Annotated in this window: 19 protein-coding genes, 2 pseudogenes and 1 riboswitch; of the genes and pseudogenes, 14 read left to right on the top strand and 7 right to left on the bottom strand. The window is 72.1% G+C overall.

Going from position 1 to position 18,820, the window contains the following annotated elements:
- The first annotated feature begins 14 nt into the window (after positions 1–14).
- From KIF24_RS28210 to KIF24_RS28185, 6 genes are all read left to right on the top strand, one after another.
- The gene (locus KIF24_RS28210; protein ID WP_221086604.1) at positions 15–437 is read left to right on the top strand and encodes a hypothetical protein; all 423 of its coding nucleotides are present in this window, start codon (positions 15–17) and stop codon (positions 435–437) included.
- Between the two features lie 128 nt (positions 438–565).
- Positions 566–904 carry a DUF4229 domain-containing protein gene (locus KIF24_RS28205; protein ID WP_221086603.1) on the top strand — a complete coding sequence of 113 codons (339 nt, stop codon included), beginning with the start codon at positions 566–568 and terminating at the stop codon, positions 902–904.
- Positions 905–1,136: 232 nt separating this feature from the next.
- Positions 1,137–3,017, top strand: a complete 1,881-nt coding sequence (locus KIF24_RS28200) for a M14 family zinc carboxypeptidase (protein ID WP_221086602.1) — start codon at positions 1,137–1,139, stop codon at positions 3,015–3,017.
- 171 nt (positions 3,018–3,188) lie between these two features.
- Positions 3,189–3,249: riboswitch (cobalamin riboswitch) on the top strand.
- A 110-nt stretch (positions 3,250–3,359) separates the two neighbouring features.
- Positions 3,360–4,298: an ABC transporter substrate-binding protein gene (locus tag KIF24_RS28195; protein WP_221086601.1), complete on the top strand. Its 939-nt coding sequence runs from the start codon at positions 3,360–3,362 to the stop codon at positions 4,296–4,298.
- Positions 4,299–4,327: 29 nt separating this feature from the next.
- Positions 4,328–5,422: a FecCD family ABC transporter permease gene (locus KIF24_RS28190; protein WP_221086600.1), complete on the top strand. Its 1,095-nt coding sequence runs from the start codon at positions 4,328–4,330 to the stop codon at positions 5,420–5,422.
- Positions 5,419–6,267 carry an ABC transporter ATP-binding protein gene (locus KIF24_RS28185; RefSeq protein ID WP_221086599.1) on the top strand — a complete coding sequence of 283 codons (849 nt, stop codon included), beginning with the start codon at positions 5,419–5,421 and terminating at the stop codon, positions 6,265–6,267. The genes KIF24_RS28190 and KIF24_RS28185 overlap by 4 nt, the downstream gene beginning before the upstream one ends.
- A gap of 44 nt (positions 6,268–6,311) precedes the next feature.
- Here KIF24_RS28185 and KIF24_RS28180 read toward each other — a convergent pair whose 3' ends face one another.
- The 5 genes and pseudogenes from KIF24_RS28180 to KIF24_RS28165 all read right to left on the bottom strand — a co-directional run bounded on the left by KIF24_RS28180 (position 6,312) and on the right by KIF24_RS28165 (position 10,988).
- On the bottom strand, positions 6,312–7,085 hold the full coding sequence (locus tag KIF24_RS28180; RefSeq protein ID WP_221087593.1) for a VOC family protein: 774 nt from the start codon (positions 7,083–7,085) through the stop codon (positions 6,312–6,314).
- A 97-nt stretch (positions 7,086–7,182) separates the two neighbouring features.
- Entirely contained in the window at positions 7,183–7,584 is a 402-nt protein-coding gene (locus KIF24_RS33605; RefSeq protein ID WP_230415945.1) for a hypothetical protein, read from the bottom strand.
- Positions 7,585–7,610: 26 nt separating this feature from the next.
- The gene (locus tag KIF24_RS33600; RefSeq protein ID WP_230415944.1) at positions 7,611–7,919 is read right to left on the bottom strand and encodes a hypothetical protein; all 309 of its coding nucleotides are present in this window, start codon (positions 7,917–7,919) and stop codon (positions 7,611–7,613) included.
- A 12-nt stretch (positions 7,920–7,931) separates the two neighbouring features.
- Entirely contained in the window at positions 7,932–8,819 is an 888-nt protein-coding gene (locus KIF24_RS28170; protein ID WP_221086598.1) for an ABC transporter ATP-binding protein, read from the bottom strand.
- Between the two features lie 106 nt (positions 8,820–8,925).
- Positions 8,926–10,988 (bottom strand): annotated as a pseudogene (locus KIF24_RS28165) (HelD family protein).
- A 174-nt stretch (positions 10,989–11,162) separates the two neighbouring features.
- On the opposite strand from KIF24_RS28165, the pseudogene KIF24_RS33595 reads away from it, so the two are divergent.
- From KIF24_RS33595 to KIF24_RS28155, 3 genes and pseudogenes are all read left to right on the top strand, one after another.
- A pseudogene (locus KIF24_RS33595) lies at positions 11,163–11,363 on the top strand (ArsR/SmtB family transcription factor); the annotation flags it as partial.
- 94 nt (positions 11,364–11,457) lie between these two features.
- Positions 11,458–11,673, top strand: coding sequence for a hypothetical protein (locus KIF24_RS33590; RefSeq protein WP_230417271.1), 216 nt, complete (start codon positions 11,458–11,460; stop codon positions 11,671–11,673).
- Positions 11,674–11,706: 33 nt separating this feature from the next.
- Positions 11,707–12,558: a menaquinone biosynthetic enzyme MqnA/MqnD family protein gene (locus tag KIF24_RS28155; protein WP_230415943.1), complete on the top strand. Its 852-nt coding sequence runs from the start codon at positions 11,707–11,709 to the stop codon at positions 12,556–12,558.
- Between the two features lie 39 nt (positions 12,559–12,597).
- On the opposite strand, the gene KIF24_RS28150 is transcribed toward KIF24_RS28155, so the two are convergent.
- Both KIF24_RS28150 and KIF24_RS28145 read right to left on the bottom strand, forming a co-directional pair.
- Entirely contained in the window at positions 12,598–13,539 is a 942-nt protein-coding gene (locus KIF24_RS28150; RefSeq protein ID WP_221086595.1) for a serine hydrolase, read from the bottom strand.
- Positions 13,539–14,513, bottom strand: a complete 975-nt coding sequence (locus tag KIF24_RS28145; protein WP_221086594.1) for a hypothetical protein — start codon at positions 14,511–14,513, stop codon at positions 13,539–13,541. Before KIF24_RS28145 ends, KIF24_RS28150 begins: the two co-directional genes overlap by 1 nt.
- A gap of 360 nt (positions 14,514–14,873) precedes the next feature.
- On the opposite strand from KIF24_RS28145, the gene paaA reads away from it, so the two are divergent.
- From paaA to KIF24_RS28120, 5 genes are read left to right on the top strand one after another with little or no spacing between them, the layout of a single operon-like run.
- A complete protein-coding gene (paaA, locus tag KIF24_RS28140; protein ID WP_221086593.1) occupies positions 14,874–15,929 on the top strand; it encodes a 1,2-phenylacetyl-CoA epoxidase subunit PaaA in 1,056 nt (351 codons plus the stop codon).
- Positions 15,926–16,246, top strand: a complete 321-nt coding sequence (gene paaB / locus KIF24_RS34200) for a 1,2-phenylacetyl-CoA epoxidase subunit PaaB (RefSeq protein WP_221086592.1) — start codon at positions 15,926–15,928, stop codon at positions 16,244–16,246. Before paaA ends, paaB begins: the two co-directional genes overlap by 4 nt.
- A 55-nt stretch (positions 16,247–16,301) precedes the next feature.
- Entirely contained in the window at positions 16,302–17,036 is a 735-nt protein-coding gene (gene paaC, locus KIF24_RS28130) for a 1,2-phenylacetyl-CoA epoxidase subunit PaaC (protein WP_221086591.1), read from the top strand.
- Complete coding sequence (gene paaD / locus KIF24_RS28125; RefSeq protein WP_221086590.1) at positions 17,033–17,533, top strand: 1,2-phenylacetyl-CoA epoxidase subunit PaaD; 501 nt, start codon at positions 17,033–17,035, stop codon at positions 17,531–17,533. The genes paaC and paaD overlap by 4 nt, the downstream gene beginning before the upstream one ends.
- Entirely contained in the window at positions 17,530–18,717 is a 1,188-nt protein-coding gene (locus KIF24_RS28120; RefSeq protein WP_221086589.1) for a 2Fe-2S iron-sulfur cluster-binding protein, read from the top strand. Before paaD ends, KIF24_RS28120 begins: the two co-directional genes overlap by 4 nt.
- Positions 18,718–18,820: the final 103 nt, after the last annotated feature.

Below are 18,820 nucleotides of genomic sequence, written 5' to 3'. Positions count from 1 at the left end.
ACCCTGACACGACGATGACCGAGCAGCAGAGCGCGTTTCCCCGCCGGGACGCCGAGGGCCGCATCCGGACCTTGGGCGACCTGGTCGGGATCGGCCTGGCCGGGGTGGTCATCGGGCTGTTGGTGCTGGTGCTCTTCGACGGGGCCTTCGCCTGGTTCGGTGCCGGCGACTTCGGCCAGGCCAACGGCTGGCTGGCCGTGATCCTGCCCGCCTGGCTGTTCTGGGAGGACTTCCGGGCCTGGGAGTTCGGCGCACCCCGGGTGGTGGCCGCGCTGGTGGCCGTCGCGATGGCAGTGGTTTCCGGGATGCTGTTGGCTGGGGTGGCGGCCGGGCTGCCGCCGCTGCTGTCCGGTGTGCTGGCCGCGACGGCGTTCACCGTGGTCTATGCGTTGGTCTGGTTCCCCGGCGTCCGTTGGCTGGCCGACCGGACGAGCTGAGGCGGGGCTTGCCAGGTGATCGGGCTGAGGCCGGGCCGGCCGGGTGACCGGCAACCCGGGACTGCGAACGCCGTCGGCCGGACGGCGCAGAGACGGAGGGGCGACGTGAGCGAGCGGAGCGGACGAACGTGAGTGCGGCGGTCAAGTACACGCTCGGCCGGATCGGCCTGTTCGTGGGCGTGCTGGCGGCCCTCTGGCCGGTCGACCTGGATATCTTCCTGAAGCTGATTCTGGCGCTGCTGTTCTCCGCCGCCCTCTCGTTCTTCCTGCTCAAGGGGTGGCGTGACGAGATGGCCGAGGAGATGGCCGCCGCCGCCGAGCGTCGCCGCTCCGAGAAGGAGCGGCTGCGGGCCGCACTGGCCGGCGACGACCAGGCCGACGGCGACGCGCCGGCCGGTGGCCAGGACGATTCCGCCGCCGGCCAGCCGGGCGACACCTCGGAGCCGGGCCGCGGCCCGTCGGCCTGAGCGGCACCGAACCCATCGGCTGAGCGACGACCTGTCGGTCCGAGCCGTCCCGGCGCCGACCCGTGGGCCGGTGCCGGGCTTCGCCGCGTCCGGGTCGGAAGAAGGATGTTGCCGGTGTGACGATCCGGCTGGGATGGTCCATAAAACGATGAATATTGATATGACCATGTGACCGGTGGTGGGCTGTCTGCTACCGAGCGGGGGATCCCCGCGCCTCGAGGAGGTTGTCTCCATGGCCTTCCGTTCTATCCCCGTCCGCCGCACCCTGGCGCTCATCGTCGCCGCCGGGCTCGGCCTGCTCACCATCGCCACGCCGCCGGTCTCCGCCGAACCGGCACCCAACCGGGACGAACAGCCGGCCGCCGTGCCCTACCGGGTGCTCGGCCCGAAGACGCTCGCCGACCGCAACGCGGTCGCCCGTACGGGTGCCGCGATCGACTACTCGGAGCACGGAGTGCTGCACATCTCGGCAACCCGTGCCGAGGCTGCCGCCATCACCCGGCTCGGGTTCCGGCTGGAGGCGATCGCCGCCCTGCCGACCGACCGCGGACAGGCCGAGGGGGACGTCGGCATCTTCGGCTTCCCGTCGGCCGACGCCAACTACCACGACTACCCGGAGATGATCGCGGCGGTCAACAAGGTGGTCGCCGACCACCCGACCATCGCGCGGAAGGTCAGCATCGGCACCTCGTACGAGGGTCGTGACCTGGTCGCGGTGAAGATCTCCGACAACGTCGCCACCGACGAGGACGAGCCGGAGATCCTGTTCAACTCGCAGCAGCACGCCCGCGAGCACCTGACCGTCGAGATGGCGATCTACCTGCTCAACCAGTTCACCGACGGCTACGGCTCCGACTCCCGGATCACCAGTCTGGTCAACGGCCGGGAGATCTGGGTCGTGCCGTCGGTCAACCCGGACGGCAGCGAGTACGACATCGCCACCGGCTCCTACCGGTCCTGGCGCAAGAACCGCCAGCCCAACAGCGGATCGTCGTACGTCGGGACCGACCTGAACCGGAACTGGAGCTACAACTGGGGCTGCTGCGGCGGCTCGTCCGGCTCGACCTCCTCGGACACCTACCGGGGTCCGTCGGCGTTCTCCGCACCCGAGACGCAGGCGCTGCGCAACTTCGTCAACAGCCGGGTGGTCGGCGGCGTGCAGCAGATCAAGGCCAACATCGACTTCCACACCTACTCGCAACTGGTGCTCTGGCCGTACGGCTACACGTACAACAACACCGCCCCGGGGATGAGTGCCGACCAGTACAACACCTTCGCCACCATCGGCCAGCAGATGGCGGCGACAAACGGTTTCACCCCGCAGCAGTCGAGCGACCTGTACATCACCGACGGCAGCAGCATCGACTGGATGTGGGCCGCGCACGGCATCTGGGCGTACACCTTCGAGCTGTATCCGGGATCGGCCTCCGGTGGCGGCTTCTACCCGCCCGACGAGGTGATCCCGCAGCAGACCTCGCGCAACCGTGAGGCGGTGCTGATCCTCTCCGAGTACGCCGACTGCCCGTACCGGGCGATCGGCAAGCAGGCCCAGTACTGCGGCAGCGGTGGCGGCGGGACCACGGTCTGGTCCGACACCTTCGAGACCGCGACCGGCTGGACGATCAACCCGAACGGCACCGACACCGCGGCCACCGGCCAGTGGGAGCGGGGCGCCGCGCAGGCCACCAGCTCCAGCGGGGCCAAGCAACTCAACCCGTACGCGGGCAGCAACGACCTGGTCACCGGCCGGCTCGCCGGCAGTGGCGCGGGCAGCTACGACATCGACAGCGGCGTCACCAGCGCCCGGTCCCCGGCCGTCACGTTGCCGTCCAGCGGCACGTTGACGCTGTCGCTGGCCTGGTACCTGGCGCACGGCTCGAACGCGTCCTCGGCGGACTACCTCCGGGTCAGCGTGGTGCACAACGGCGGCACCACGGCGCTGCTCACCCAGGCCGGTGCCGCCAGCAACCGCAACGGTGCCTGGGCGGTGTCGAACCTCAACCTCAGCCCGTACGCCGGACAGTCGATCCGGATCCTGGTGGAGGCCGCGGACGCCTCGACGGCCAGCCTGGTCGAGGCGGCCGTGGACAACGTCACCATCACCGCCTCCTGAGCGGGACGGGGCCCCGGCATCCCCTCGCGCCGGGGCCCCGTCTCAAGGACCAAACGGACAAAGGCCGGCGAGTGGTCGTTGTCCCGGCGGGCCGCCCGCAAGCGCCGCCGGCCCGCTCGACGGGCCGTAGCCCGGGCGTGCGCTACGGTCTTACCGACCCGCCGCAGCGAAGCCGGTGCGACACCGGCGCTGTCCCGCAACTGTGATGCCCCGAAACCGGGGACGAGCCAGGTCGCCTGTGGCGCGGTCGCGATTCGCGCTCTCGAGGAAGGGCGCCTCGCGGACGGGCGCTCAGGCTCCCTGTCGGCGAAGCACCGCAATCCTCGACCGACAGGAGGACCGATGTTCAGACGTACCCCCCGGGTCTTCGCCGCCACCCTTGCGGTGGCCGCGCTCGCGCTCGGTGCCTGCGCCGAGAAGACCACCGAGACACCCGCCCCCAGCGGCAGCCCGACCGCCGCCGCCTTCCCCGTCACCGTCGGCGGACTGACCCTGGAACAGCGGCCCGAGAAGATCGTCTCGCTGTCGGCGACGGCCACCGAGATGCTCTTCGCGGTCGGGGCCGGCCCGCAGGTCACCGCCGTCGACGACCAGTCCAACTTCCCCGCCGACGCGCCGAAGACGGACCTGTCCGGCTATCAGCCGAACGCCGAGGCGATCGCCGCGAAGGACCCCGATCTGGTGGTACTCAGCGACGACCGCAACAAGATCGTCGACCAGCTCACCGCGCTGAGGATCCCGGTCTACCTGACCCCGGCGGCGCAGACCCTGGACGACTCGTACCGGCAGCTCACCGAGCTGGGCACGCTCACCGGCAACACCGACGCGGCGGCCGACGTGGTGCAGCGGATGAAGGACGACATCACGAAGATCGTGGCCGAGGTGCCGCAGCGGGCGACGGCGCCCACCTACTTCCACGAGCTGGGCCCGGAGCTCTACACCGCGACCAGCAAGACCTTCATCGGCTCGGTCTACACCCTCGCCGGCCTGGAGAACATCGCCGACGCGGCCGACGCCGACGGCAAAAGCGCCGGCTACCCGCAGCTGTCCCAGGAAGTGATCGTCAAGGCCAACCCGGACTTCGTCTTCCTCTCCGACGTCACGTGCTGCCAGCAGAGCGCCGAAACGGTCAAGGCCCGCAGCGGCTGGTCCAGCATCAACGCGGTGCGCAACGACCAGATCGTGGAGCTCGACGACGACATCGCCTCCCGCTGGGGGCCGCGCGTGGTGGACCTGCTGCGCACCATCGTGGACGCCACCGCCGAACTGCCCGCATCGTGACGGAGGGCCAGCGGTAGCGAGGGCCGGCCATGCCGCGAACGCTGAAAAAGGTCGGACCGGTCGGGGTGGCCACGCCGCCCCGACCGGGGGGCCTGCGGAAACGCTGGCTCGCCGCCGGTGTGCTCGCCGTGCTCGTCGCCCTGGTCGCCGGCGTCTCGCTCGGCCCGGTCAGCCTGCCGCCCGGCAGCGTCGCGATCGAACTGCTCAACCTGCTCCCGGGGGTACGCCTGGACAGCGGGCTGACCGAGCGCGAGGTCGCCATCGTCACCGAGCTGCGGCTGCCCCGCGCGGTGCTGGGCCTGCTGGTCGGCGGGCTGCTCGCCCTGGCCGGTGGGGCGTACCAGGGGGTGTTCCGCAATCCGCTGGCCGACCCGTACCTGCTCGGCGTCGCCGCCGGGGCGGGGCTGGCGGTCACCGTGGTGCTGACCCTCGGGGTGGGGGCGGGCGGGTCACTGAGCGGGCTGCCGGTCACGATTCCGCTGGCGGCCTTCGTCGGCTCGCTCGGCGCGGTCACGATGACGTACCTGCTCGGCGCCGCCGGGGGACGCAGCCGCTCGCCGGCCGCGTTGATCCTCGCCGGGGTGGCCGTCTCCGCGTTCCTCAGCGCCGGGCAGACGTACCTGCTGCAACGCCACGCGGACAGCATCCAGCAGGTGTACTCCTGGCTGCTCGGGCGGCTGGCCACCGCCGGCTGGCAGGACGTCCGGCTGGTCCTGCCGTACTTCCTGCTCACCAGTCTGGTCATCCTGCTGCTCCGGCGCGAGCTGGACGTGCTCTCGGTCGGTGACGACGAGGCGGCCAGCCTCGGCCTTCACCCGCAGCGGTCCCGGTACCTGCTGATCGCCGCCGCCTCGCTGGGCACCGCCGCCGCGGTCTCCGCGTCCGGCCTGATCGGCTTCGTCGGCATCATCGTGCCGCACACCGTACGACTGCTCGCCGGGTCGAGCTACCGGGTCATCCTGCCGCTGTCGCTGCTGTTCGGTGGCGCCTTCCTGGCCCTGACCGACGTGGTGGCGCGGACCGCCTCCGCACCGCAGGAGATCCCGATCGGGGTGGTCACCGCGCTGCTGGGCGGCCCGTTCTTCGTCCTGGTGCTGCGTTCCGCCCGGCGGGTGCTGACGTGACCGCACCCCCGGCCGACCCCGCCGTCGAGGTACGGGACCTGCGGGTCCGGCTGGACGGGGTGCCGATCCTCGCCGGCATCGACCTGACCGTGGCGGTCGGCGAGTGGGTCACCGTGATCGGGCCCAACGGCGCCGGCAAGTCGACGCTGCTGCGCGCCGTCGGCGGCCTGCTCCCCGCGCCGGACGCCGTCCGGCTCTTCGGTACGCCGCTGGGCGCGCTGGGCCGGCGGGAACGGGCCCGGGTGGTGGCCACGGTCGCCCAGTCCCCGGTCGTACCGCCCGGCATGGCGGTGCTGGACTACGTGCTGCTCGGCCGCAACCCGTACATCCCGCCGCTGGGCCGGGAGTCCGGTGCCGACCTCGCCGTGGTGCACGAGGTGCTCGACCGGCTCGACCTCGCCGGCTTCCAGGCCCGCGAGTTGGCCACCCTCTCCGGCGGCGAGCGGCAGCGGGTCTTCCTGGCCCGGGCGTTGGCCCAGGGCGCCACCCTGCTGCTGCTCGACGAACCGACGAGCGCGCTCGACATTGGCCACCAGCAGGAGGTCCTGGAACTGGTTGACCAGCTGCGCCGCACGCACGGGTTGACCGTGCTGGCCACCATGCACGACCTGTCGATCGCCGGCGAGTACGCCGACCGCCTGGTGCTGCTCGCCGGCGGCCGGATCGCCGCCACCGGCACCCCCACCGAAGTCCTCACCGAGGACCTCCTCGCCCACCACTACCGCGCCCACGTCCGGATCATCCCCGGCCCCCACGGCCCCCTAGTCCTCCCCACCCGCCCCACCCACCCCACCCCCATGCGCGTCGATCATGGAGTTGTGGCGCCTTTTCAAAGCGACGAATAGCCACAAACTGACAACCACAACTCCATGATCGACGCGCTTGGGGGTCAGGGTGGTGGGGGGGTGAGGGTGATGACGGAGAAGAGGGCGCCGTGCGGGTCGCGGAGGGCGGCGGTGCGGCCGGCCGGGATGTCGCGGGGTGGGACCAGTATCGAGCCGCCCAGCTCGGCGGCGTGCGCCGCCGTGGCGTCCGCGTCGGCCACCGAGAAGTACACCGACCAGTAGGCCGGCGAATCCGCCGGGAAGTCGGCGCCCCGGGGCGGCATCATCCCGGCCACCATCCGGTCGCCCAGCCGCCATCCGGTGTAGGCGGCCTGCCCCATCGGCTCCTCCTCGGGCTGCCACCCGAAGACCAGCTCGTAGAAGGTCCTCGCCCCGTCCGGGTCGGGCGTGACCAACTCGGTCCAGCTCATCGCACCGGGAACGTCGAAGACCTCGGCCCCCGGGAAGGCCATCGGCTGCCAGACGCTGAACGCGGCACCGGCCGGATCGGTGAAGACCGCCATCCGGCCCCGGTCGAAGACCTCGAACGGCGGCACCACCACCTGCCCGCCGGCCCGCTGCACCCGGCCGGCGACCAGGTCGGCCTCGTCGGTGGCGACGTACGTCGACCAGATCGGCACCTGATCCGGTACGGCCGGCTGGCCCGCGCCGGCCACCGCCCGGCCGCCCAGCAGGAATGTCGTGTACCCGCCGGCCTCCGGCTCGGCATCCACCCGGCCGGTCCAGCCGAAGAGTTCCGGATAGAACCGTCGGGCCGCGTCGAGTTCGGGCGTCGCCAGGTCGGCCCAGCAGGGCGTACCCGGTGGGACGCTGGCCACGGCCACCCCTCTCGACCTCAGGCGACCGCCGACCGACCGCCCTCCCCGGCATCGTGGCACCGTCCGGTGGCCGCCCGGGGCGGAAACGGGGCGAACGTCAGCTGAACCGGCGACCCTCGTCCCGCCGGTACGCCCACCCGGCGAGCGCGGCCAGCACCACCACCCACACACCGAGCATGACCAGCGACAACGGGTTGATCGAGTAGTCGCCGACGGCCGCCCACATCAACTCCACGGCGCCTCGGGTGGGCAGATAGGGCGCGATCGCCTCGATGAAACCGGGCGCGCTGCCGGGGGCGGAGAGCAGCCCGCCGCCGAAGGCGAGCGGGAAGAAGACGAGCTGGGCCACCACGATCGCCGCCTTGCTCGGCAGCGAATACCCGATGCTCAACCCCATCAGCGTGAACGGCACCGAGATCACCCCCACGGTGACCAGCGCCAGCAGGAACGCCCCCGGGCCGATCCGGGCCGCGGTGAGCGTCGCCGCGATGACCCCCAAAGGAATCAGCGACAGATAGGTGACGATCAGCCCGGCCGCGATCCGGCCGGCGAAGCGCGGGCCGGCCCGGCCGGCAGCGTCCGGGTGAACGGATCCCAGGGCTGTGCCCGATCCTCGGCGACGCCGACGCCGTACTGGAATATGTTGGCGCTCATCACCGAGAAGGTGACCATCGCCCCGGTGGCGAAGGTGGCGGCCACCGGGTCCTTCCCCGCGAACGGCACCACGAAGAAGAGCATCGCGACGGCCGGGAAGAACGCGCTGCCGAAGATCGCGATCGGGATGCGGATCGTCTCCAGCAGTTGGTAGCGCGCATGGGTCAGGACGAGTTGCACGGCAGGGTCTCCTCAGGCGGGCGCCGGCTCGGCTTCGGCGGTGGTCGTGATGGTGAGGAACGCCTCCTCCAGCGAGGTCGGGCGTACCTCCAGATCCCGGAACGCGACCCCGCTGGCGACCAGATCCCGGACCAGCTGGTCGGCGTCGGCGGTGAGCAGGTGGGTCCGGCCGTCGACCTGCTCGGTGCGGACCACGCCGGGCAGCGCCGGCAGCACGTCCGCGGTCAGGCTCACCCGGCGTACGCCGACGACGGCGCGGATCGCGTCGACGCTGTCGTCGGCGAGCACTCGGCCCCGGCCGATCACCACCACCCGGTGGGCCAGCGCCTCCACCTCCTCCAGGTAGTGGCTGCTCAGCAGCACGGTGCCACCATCGGCGTGGAACGCGCGGATCGCCTCCCACAGCGTGTGCCGGGCCTCCACGTCCAGCCCGGTGGTCGGCTCGTCGAGCAGGACCAGCCGGGGCCGGCCGACGAAGGCCAGCGCGACCGCGAGCCGGCGCTTCTGCCCGCCGGACAACCCGCCGGTCTGTCGCCGGACCTGCTCGCTCAGGCCGAACCGGTCGAGCAACTCGCCGCGTGGGATCGGGTCCGGGTAGTGGGCCGAGACGAAGTCCACCACCTCACCGACCCGCAGCGTGGCGGGCAGCCCGGTCTCCTGCGGGGTGACCCCGACCTGCCGGCGGCTGGCCGGTTCACGCGGGTCGCCGCCGTACAGCTCCACCCGGCCCGACGTCGGCTTGCGCAGCCCGACCAGCAGGTTGAGCAGGGTGCTCTTGCCGGCGCCGTTCGGCCCCAGCAGGCCGACCAGTTCGCCCCCGTGCACCTCCAGGTTCACCTGATCCAGCGCGAGAACGCTGCCGTAGCGGCGGCTGGCCCGGTCGGCTCGGGCGAGGATCACGAGATGCTCCCTTCAGGCGGTGCTCGTCTACCGGTCTAGTCGGTGGACGCAAGGGACCAGGTTCGACGGGGTCACCTGCGCGTGGGCGTGCGGTGCGGTGGGTCGCTCAGCGCAGCGGGGTGGGCAGCGGGGCGGCGTGCAGCACCGACAGCCGGGAGACCGCCCGGGTGAGCACCACGTACAACCGGTGCAGTCCGCGCGGCTCGGCGGCCACGATGGCGGCCGGCTCCACGACGATGACCTGGTCGTACTCCAGGCCCTTGACCAGGGTGGCGGGCATCACCGTGACCCGCGCCCCGGCCGCCGCGTCGTCGTGGGTGGCGCACCCGACCCCGCCGCCGCCAGCGCCGCGCACAGCCGGTCCACCGCGTCGTCGTCGGCGATCACCCCGACGGACCCCTCGTGCCCGAGCGCCGCCCGCACCTCGGCCACGGTCGCCCCGACGAGATCGGTCACGGTACGCACGTCCAGCGTGCCGTCACCGCGCAGCGACTCGGCCGGCGGCACGTCGACGGCCAGCGCCGGCAGCAGCCGGTTGGCGAAGGCGAGCACGGCGGCGGGCACCCGGAAGCCGACGGTCAGCGGCACCACCGAGGCGTCCGGCTTGCCCAGGTGGCGCAGGGTCTCCCGCCAGTCGGTGGCGGCCCACGGCGCGGTCCCCTGCGCCAGGTCGCCGAGGAGGGTGAGCGATCCGTGCTCGCTGCGCCGGGCGATCACCCGGCACTGCATCGGGGAGAGGTCCTGGGCCTCGTCCACCACGACGTGCCCGTAGCCGGCCGGCCGCTCGATCAACCCCGCCGCCTCGTCGATCAGCACCGCGTCGGCGGCCGTCCACCGGGTGGCCTTCGGGGTCCGCCCCAGCTTCGTGCCGGCCGGGCCGGTGAGCAGGGCCTGCTCGCCGGAGGAGAGCAGACCGTCGGCGGCTGCCGCGAGGCGGTCGGGGTCGGCGAGCAGCGCGTGCAGCAGCCCGTCCGGGGTGAGCGCCGGCCAGACCCCGTCCAGCAACGTGGTCACCTGCTTCGATCGGCCGACCCGGCGCAGCCACGCGTCGCTCGGCGACTCGGCCCGCCGGGCCTCGGCCTGCCGTTGCAGCAGCCCGACCACCCGGGCGCGGATCCGCTCCCGGCCGATGGCGTACGGCAACTGCTCGGCGCGGGTCTGGTGGACCAGCCGGCGCAGCGGCTCCAGCCCGATCCGCCAGCGGAACGAGCCGTCGGAGACGACGATCGGTTCGGTCGGCTCACCGACGTACGCGTCGACCGCCCGGCTCAGCACCTCGGCCATCCTCGGGTCGTGCTTGACGATGGCCACGCCCGGCGGGTCCACCGCCCGAACCGTGACGTGATCGACCAGATCCTCCACGGTGGCCTGCTCGACCTCCACCTCACCGAGCGCGGGCAGCACCGCCGCGATGTAGCCCAGGAACGCCCGGTTCGGCCCCACGATCAGCACCTTCGACCGCCGTAGCCGCTCGCGGTGCAGGTAGAGCAGGTACGCAGCGCGGTGCAGCCCGACCGCGGTCTTCCCGGTCCCCGGTGCCCCCTGCACGCAGATCGAGGCGGCCAGATCGGCCCGGACCAGCTCGTCCTGCTCGGGCTGAATGGTGGCGACGATGTCGCGCATCGGCCCGACCCGCGGGCGCTCGATCTCGGCGGTGAGGATCCGGCTGGCCGTACCGAGTTCCTCGCCCCGGTCCAGGTGCTCGTCCTCGAAGCTGGTCAGCACGCCGTTGCCGAAGCCGAACCGGCGCCGCACGGCGAGGCCCTGCGGGTCGCGGGCACTGGCCCGGTAGAACGAGCGGGAGACCGGGGCCCGCCAGTCCAGCACCAGCGGTTCGCCCTGTTCGTCGGTGACGTGCCGGCGGCCGACGTGGTAGCGCCGCCCGGCGTGTTCGGTGTCCGTGTCGCCGAAGTCGAGCCGGCCGAAGAACAGCGGAGTGCGCGGGTCGTCGGCCAGTTCGGCCACCCGCCGGGCCAGGTGACGCCCGAGTTGCTCGGCGGTGTACGCGTCACCGGCGACCTTGTCACCGGTGGCGAAGAGCGCCTCGGCGCGCTGCCGCATCCGGTGCAGTGCCTCCCGGGAACTGGACAGGTGCGCCCGCTCGGCGGCCAGCTCGTCGGCCAGGTCGGGCTGCCGCCGCTGCGGGGTGTTTCGGGCGTGCAGGCTCATCCGCGTACTCCTAGCCACGGGAAAAAGGCTGCCGCTCGCGTTTCCGACTCATCGGTCGGCGCGGAGACGTCCGCTGCGGTGCTACTCACCGCGGCCGTCGGGCGGAGACGGGAAGCCTACTCCCCGGCGGACGGGCGGCAACCGGTTTTGCCCCGGTCGGGGGATCATAGGGGCATGACGGAGGCGCACCCCGAGCCGCCCCGGGTGACGATCAGCGACCCACGGACGCTGCGGGCGCTCGTCCACCCGGCCCGGCTCGCGATCATGGAACACCTGGCGTCGACCGAGGGAGCGGTGACCGCCACCGAGTGCGCCGAGGCGGCGGGCCTGTCCCCGAGCGCGACCAGCTACCACCTTCGCGCGCTGGCCCGGTTCGGGCTGGTGGCGGAGGCACCGAGCCGGGGAGACGCCCGGGAACGGCCCGCGGCCGGGCGTTCGCCGCGATGGGGGCGGCGGTGCAGGGGCGGCGATGTTCGGCTACCTGCTCGGCGGCCTGCTGCTGGAGGTGACCGAGCCGCGCCCGTTGATCGTCGGCTGCGGGGCGGCCGGGCTGCTGGTGCTGCTCGGCTTCGTCGGGCCCGTCCGGCGGGTCGTCCGGGCCGAGTGCGCCCGCGACCCCCGGATGCCGGCGGGTGCGGCGTCGGCGCCGGGTGCGGGGTTGGCCACTTCGGTGGCGGCCCGCTGAGCAGGCCGGGGACGGCGGGGCTACGGTCGGGGCATGGTCGATCGCGTCGCCCGCCCCCGCGTGGGGCACATCCAGTTCCTCAACTGTTTGCCGATCTACTGGGGGCTGATGCGCTCCGGCGCCCTGCTCGACGTCGACCTGCGCAAGGACTCGCCGGACCGGCTCAGCGCCCAACTGGTCGCCGGTGACCTGGACATCGGGCCGATCACCTTCGTCGAGTATCTGCGGCACGCCGACGATCTGCTGCTCCTTCCCGACCTGGCGGTGGGCAGCGACGGGCCGGTGCTGTCGGTCAACCTGGTGAGCACCCGGCCGTTGACCGACCTCGACGGCGCCCGCGTCGCGCTGGGCTCCACCTCGCGGACCGGGGTGCTGCTCGCCCAGCTGCTGCTGCGCGAGCGGTACGGGGTCCACCCGAAGTACTTCCGCTGCCCGCCGGACCTGACCCAGATGCTGCTGGAGGCGGACGCCGGGGTCCTGATCGGCGACGTGGCGCTACGTGCCCACTACGAGGCGCCCCGACAGGGCCTGGCGGTGACCGACCTGGGGCAGGCCTGGCGGGAGTGGACCGGCCTGCCGATGGTCTTCGCCGTCTGGGCGGTCCGCCGCGACTTCGCCACCGCCCATCCTGGCCTGGTCAAGGAGGTGCACGAGGCGTTCCTGCGCTCGCGTGACCTGTGCCTGGCCGAGCTGGACCAGGTGGCCGAGTCGGCGGCCCGCTGGGAGCCGTTCGACGCGGCAACGCTCGCGGAGTACTTCCGCACCCTGGACTTCTCGCTCGGCGAGCGGCAGGTTGCCGGCCTACGCGAGTTCGCCCGCCGCGCCGCCGAGATCGGCGAGGTGCCGGTGCTGCCGGCCGGCGGCCCGTTCTTCTTCACCCGCTGACCCGGGGCCGGAGGCAAGGCCCTGGAGTCAGCGGGGGGTTCAGGGGGTGGAGGTCAGCAGGGCTTCGGTGATCTTCTGGCAGTTGTCCATGCCGTACTCGTAGCCCTTGTTGATCGGGTACTGGAGCATCACACCCATCGTCCAGGTGTCACCGATCGCCAGGCAGTTGACGTGGATCTCCTGCTCCCGGGTGCGGTCGACCCAGCCGTTCTTGATGGCGATCTTCTTGGCCTCGGCGGCCGGGAACGCCTTGCGGATGCCGAAGTCGCCCGCACCGCGTACCTGGCGCATCTCGTTGAGCAGCCACTTCGTCCACTTGGGCCCGGCGGCCGTGCCGTCGGCGATGCAGTTGCCGAGCCGTGCGGTGTCGCGGGGCGAGAGTTCGGTCCGGCTCCACCCGAGATCGCTGGAGACCTTGCTGTCGGTCAGGTCGCAGGTCGACAGCAGCCGCTTGATCGAGGCGGACCGGCCGATCTGGGTGTAGAGCTGCTCCGTGCGGGTGTTGTCGCTGTCCCGAATGATCCTGGTCAGGTCGTCCAGCTTCGCGTCACTCGGGGTCTGCCCGGCGTCGGCGGTGCGGCGCAGGTAGTCGGCGACGATCCAGGATTTGATCAGGGACGCGGTGGTGCTCGTCTCGGCCATGTCGTCCGAGCCGATGATCTCGCCCGAGCGTCGGTCCAGCACGCTCCACCCGTACCAGCCGTCGATGTCCAGGTCGAGCTCCTTCGCCTCGAACGGCAGCGGTTCGGGCTCCGGAGACGGGCTGGGCGACGGCGACGGCGACGGCCGCGCGCCGCGGTCGGTGAGGTCGTCTCCGCGGGCCGCGGGCGACTCTCCCCGGCCCCACTGGGCGGCGGCGGTGGACTCGAAGGGTGAACCGGGCAGCAGGCGCAGCGACACCAGAACCAGCCCGATCAGCACGGCCGCGATGGCGACGAGCCGCAGCGGTGACGTCTCGCCGCTGTGGCCGCGACTGGCCATCAGAGCTTTCCGACCGGCTGCTGCGGCACCTTGAGCGCACCACCGGGCTGCGGGGTGACCAGCTGGGAGGCGACGCTGGCACAGACGTCGGCGCCGTAGTCGAGACCGCTCTTGTGCGGGTAGCGCAGCATCACCGCGAGGCTCCACTTCTTGGTCACGGCGAGGCAGTTGACGTGCCAGTTGCCGTCGTAGTTGAGCGCCGTCCAGCCGTTCTTGATGCTGACCGGTCCTTGGTTGGTGATCGACTCAGGGAGTCCGTCGACGATGCCCCACCTGCCGCCGCCCGAGCGGGCCTTCTGGTCCTTGGCGGCGGTGCTGCCACGAACCTTGCTCATCTCGGTGAGCAGCCACTTGGTCCACTTCGGGCCGGCGGCGGTGCCGTCGGCGATGCAGTCGCCGAGCCGGACGGCATCGCGGGGGGACATCCGGGTGAAGCTCCACCAGCCCTCGTAGGGCGCGACGTTGCCCCGCTTGGTGTCGGTGAGGCCGCAGACGCTGATCGCCCGCTTGACCACCGGACCGGGCTGGCCGCCGGCCGGGACGCGGTACGACCCACCTGCGGCGGCGTAGACCCTGTTGGCCGCGTCGTCGTTGCTGTCCCGGATGGCCAGCCTGGCGGCCTCCTTCATCGCCGCGGTCGGCTCCTTGTCGCCCAGCCGGCGCAGGTAGTCGGCAACGATCCACGCCTTGAGCATCGACTCGGTCGAGCTGGTCGCGGCCATGTTCTTCGAGCCGGAGAGCTTGTCGGACTCCCGGTCCAGCAGGGCCCACGAGAAGAACTCGCCCTTGAAGTTCACCGAGACCTTGCCGGCGGCGAGGGTCGGTGGTGGTGGCGGGGTGGGCGTCGGCGCGGCGACGCTCTCGGTGGCGGTCGTCCCGCCCGCGGCGAGCCGGGCGTACGCGGCCGGAACCAACATGACGCCGCCGAGCAGCACCGCCGTGACGGCGAGCACCATGATCACGCGGGATCGCATGAGCGGGTGAACTCCAGATGTCGGGGCCGGGGGGACCGGCTTCTTGCCAGGACTGACCGGTGCGGATCGCCCGGGGCCGGGGGAGATGGCCCCGCTGGGCTGGTGATCCTTTTGAGCCGATCGCGGTGACGGGGGAAGTCTACGTCCGGATCGGCGTAGTGCCAGGAACCGACACCGGTCAACTCGCCGCAAAGGGTGGGACAACAAACTGCTATGCGGCGGTTGGGTGGGTTTACTCCTGATTCGTGACGCAACTCACAGTGATCGGGCTGCGGCGGCCGGCCGGCCCGTGACGGGGGAGATCTCGGATTTGTATGACACCCTCTGGTGTCTTGGATTCGAAGCTGTAACACTTGGTGCATGTATGGCAATGACTTCCCGGGCGAGGACCCGCCCGGCGGCCTGCTCGGCGAGGTCGAGGCGGCGGAGGCGGCGCTTCGTGCGGCCGCGGAGCACGAGCGGGGCACCGCCGGGCCGGGTGCGGACCTCGCCGCGTACTTCGCGGAGGTCGTCGATGCCGACCAGAAGATCGAGCCACGCGACTGGATGCCGGAGGCGTACCGGCGGACGTTGATCCGGCAGATCGCCCAGCACGCCCACTCCGAGATCATCGGCATGCAGCCGGAGGGCAACTGGATCAGCCGCGCCCCGTCGCTCAAACGCAAGGCGATCCTGCTGGCCAAGGTGCAGGACGAGGCCGGTCATGGCCTCTATCTCTACGCCGCCGCCGAGACTCTCGGCATCAGCCGGGACGAACTGGTCGACCTGCTGCTGGGCGGCCGGCAGAAGTACAGCTCGATCTTCAACTACCCCACCCTGAACTGGGCCGACGTCGGCGCGATCGGCTGGCTGGTGGACGGGGCGGCGATCGTCAACCAGGTGCCGCTGTGCCGCTGCTCCTACGGCCCGTACGCCCGCGCCATGATCCGCGTCTGCAAGGAGGAGTCGTTCCACCAGCGCCAGGGCTACGAGATCCTGCACACCCTCGCGCACGGCACCCCGGCGCAACAGGCGATGGCCCAGGACTCGGTGGACCGCTGGTGGTACCCGTCGCTCGCCATGTTCGGCCCGCCGGACGGCGACTCGACACACTCCGCTCAGTCCATGGCGTGGAAGATCAAGCGTTTCACCAACGACGAGCTGCGCCAGCGCTTCGTGGACATGTGCGTCGGCCAGGCGGAGGTGCTCGGGCTGACCATCCCCGACCCGCAGCTGCGCTGGAACGACGAGCGCCAGGCGTACGACTTCACCCAGCCCGACTACGACGAGTTGATGCGGGTCATCTCCGGTGACGGCCCGTGCAACCGGGAGCGGATGGCGCACCGGCGCCGCGCCCACACCGAGGGTGCCTGGGTGCGCGAGGCCGCCGCGGCCTACGCCGCGAAGCGGCGGAACAAGGAAAGGGTGGCGGCGTGAGCGAGCGTGGCGAGCGAACCGGTCGGCTCGGCGGGGAGGATCCCTCGCCGCTCTGGGAGGTCTTCGTCCGCGCCCGGCGCGGGCTGGCGCACACCCACGTGGGCAGCCTGCACGCGCCCGACGCGAGGCTGGCCCTGCACAACGCCCGCGACCTCTACACCCGCCGCCAGGAGGGCGTCTCCATCTGGGTGGTGCCGGCGAGCGTGATCACCGCCTCCAGCCCGGACGAGAAGGACGCCTTCTTCGACCCGGCCGCTGACAAGGTCTACCGCCACCCCACCTTCTACGAGGTGCCAGAAGGCACGGCCCACCTGTGAGCGCGAGGAGTGAGCCGGGTTTGCGAGCCCCGCAGTCGCGAACGGAGACGGCCCTGTGAGCGCGAGGAGTGAGCCCTTCGCCTTCACCCTCGCCCTCGGCGACGACGCGCTGATCGCGGCGCAGCGGCTGGCCGAGTGGACCACCCGCGCGCCGGAGATGGAAGAGGACATCGCGCTGGCCAACATCGCCCTGGACCAGCTCGGCGCGGCCCGGCTCCTGCTGTCGTACGCCGGCGAGCTGGAGGGTGCCGGCCGGGACGAGGACGCGTTGGCCTACCTGCGCGACGACCGGGAGTTCCGCAACTGCCTGCTGGTCGAGCTGCCCGACGGCGACTTCGCGGTGACGATGGCGAAACTGCTCGTCCTGTCGGCCTACCAGCTGCCGCTCTACACCGCGCTGGCCGGGTGCCGGGACGAGCGGCTGGCCGCGATCGGCGCCAAGGCACGCAAGGAGTCCGCGTACCACCTGGACCACGCCGCACTCTGGGTCAGGCGGCTGGGCGACGGGACCGAGGAGTCGCACCGGCGGGTGCAGGCCGCCGTCGACCAGATATTGCCGTACGCCCACGAGCTGTTCACCGCGCAGCCGGACGCGCCGGTCGACCCGGCCGCCCTGCGGGCCGATTTCGACGCCGCCGTCGGCGCCGTGCTCGCCGAGGCGACGCTCACCGTGCCGGACTCCGCCTGGATGCCGGCGGGCGGGCGCGACGGGCTGCACACCGAGCACCTGTCGTACCTGCTCGCGGAGATGCAGGTGCTGCACCGAGCCCATCCGGGTGCGCGCTGGTGAGCGCGAGGAGTGCAGCGCAGCGGAGCCCCGCAGCGCAGGCCGTGGCGGCGGTGGTGGACCCGGAGATCCGGGTGGTCACCATCGACGACCTGGGCATCCTGCGGTCGGTGGAAGTGGACGCGGCCACCGGCCGGGTCGTGGTGACCATCACCCCGACCTACACCGGCTGCCCGGCGATGGACGTCATCCGGGCCGACATCCGCCGCGCGCTGGCCGTGGCCGGTCATCCGGATGCCGAGGTTCGCACGGTGCACAGCCCGGCGTGGAGCACCGACTGGATCAGCGACGCCGGGCGGGCCAAGCTGGCCGCCGCCGGCATCGCCCCACCCGCCCCGGTCCGGCGCGGCGGCGCCGTACCGCTGACCCTGGGCGTGCGCTGCCCGCGCTGCGGGTCGCCGGAGACCGAGCAGCTCAGCCGCTTCGGTTCCACCGCCTGCAAGGCGCTGTGGCGCTGCCGCGCCTGCGCCGAACCCTTCGACCACGTGAAGGCGCTGTGACTGTCACCATCACCCGCCCGGTCCGCCGCCGGCCGGCGTTCCACCCGCTGCCCGTTGTCGCCGTGGACCGGCTCACCGCCGACGCCGTCGCGATCACCTTCGCGGTGCCCGAGGAACTGCGCGCGACGTTCGCCTTCCGCGCCGGCCAGCACCTGACCGTGCGGCTGCCCGGCACACCGGCGGCCGAGGTCCCGGAAGGCGCCGGTCCGCCCGATGCTCCCGGCACCGGTCCGGTCGGCACCGGAGGGAGCGCCGGGGGCGGGGACGTTCGCCGGTCGTACTCGATCTGCTCCACGCCCGACGAGCTGGCGCGGCACGGACGGTTGCGGATCGGGGTGCGGGAGATCCCCGGTGGCGCGTTCTCGTCGTACGCCTGCGGTGCGCTGCGGCACGGGGACACCGTCGAGGTGTTGCCGCCGCTGGGGCATTTCGGCTCGGCGTTCGCGCCGGACCGGGCGCGGCACTACGGCGCGGTCGTCGCCGGTTCCGGCATCACCCCGGTGCTCTCGCTGGTCGCCACCGCCCTGGCCGTCGAGCCGGTCAGCACCTTCACCGTGGTGTACGGCAACCGCACGGCCAACTCGGTGATGTTCGCCGAGGAACTGGCCGACCTGAAGGACCGGTATCCGACCCGGCTGCACCTGGTGCACGTGCTCTCCCGGGAGCGGGGCGAGTCGTCACTGCTCTCCGGCCGGATCGACGCGGAGCGGCTGGGACGCCTGCTGGACACCATCGTGCCCGGTGACTCGATCGAGGAGTGGTTCCTCTGCGGCCCGTACGGCATGGTGGTCGACGCCAGGGCGGTGCTCGCCGGGCGGGGCCTCGCGGAGTCGGCGGTGCACACGGAGCTGTTCCACGTCGACGCGCCGCCCGAGCCGGTGCGCCGCCCCGGTGACGTGCCGGGCGCCGGCACCGACGTCACCATCACGCTCGACGGCCGCTCGTCGAGCTTCACCATGCGCCGCGACGAGCGGGTGCTGGACTCCGCGTTGAAGGTCCGGGGTGAGCTGCCGTACGCCTGCAAGGGTGGAGTCTGCTCGACCTGCCGGGCGAAGGTGGTCTCCGGCGAGGTCGAGATGGCCCGCAACTATGCGCTGGAGCCCGACGAGGTGGCCGCCGGCTATGTGCTGACCTGCCAGTCCAGCCCGCTCACCGACACCCTCGCCATCGACTACGACGCGTGACTCGTCGGGCGTCCGGATTCCCGTGACGAGAACCGGGCGAGGTTTTCAACCTGCCGGGCGGGCAGCAGGTGCAACTGATCTGCCTTCCTCGCCACCCTCTCCA

It is taken from the genome of Micromonospora tarapacensis (assembly GCF_019697375.1).
In the GTDB taxonomy this organism is placed as follows: Bacteria; Actinomycetota; Actinomycetes; order Mycobacteriales; family Micromonosporaceae; genus Micromonospora; species Micromonospora tarapacensis.
The sequence above is the reverse complement of the archived record's forward strand: the minus strand, read 5'-3'. Positions and strand labels throughout refer to the sequence as shown.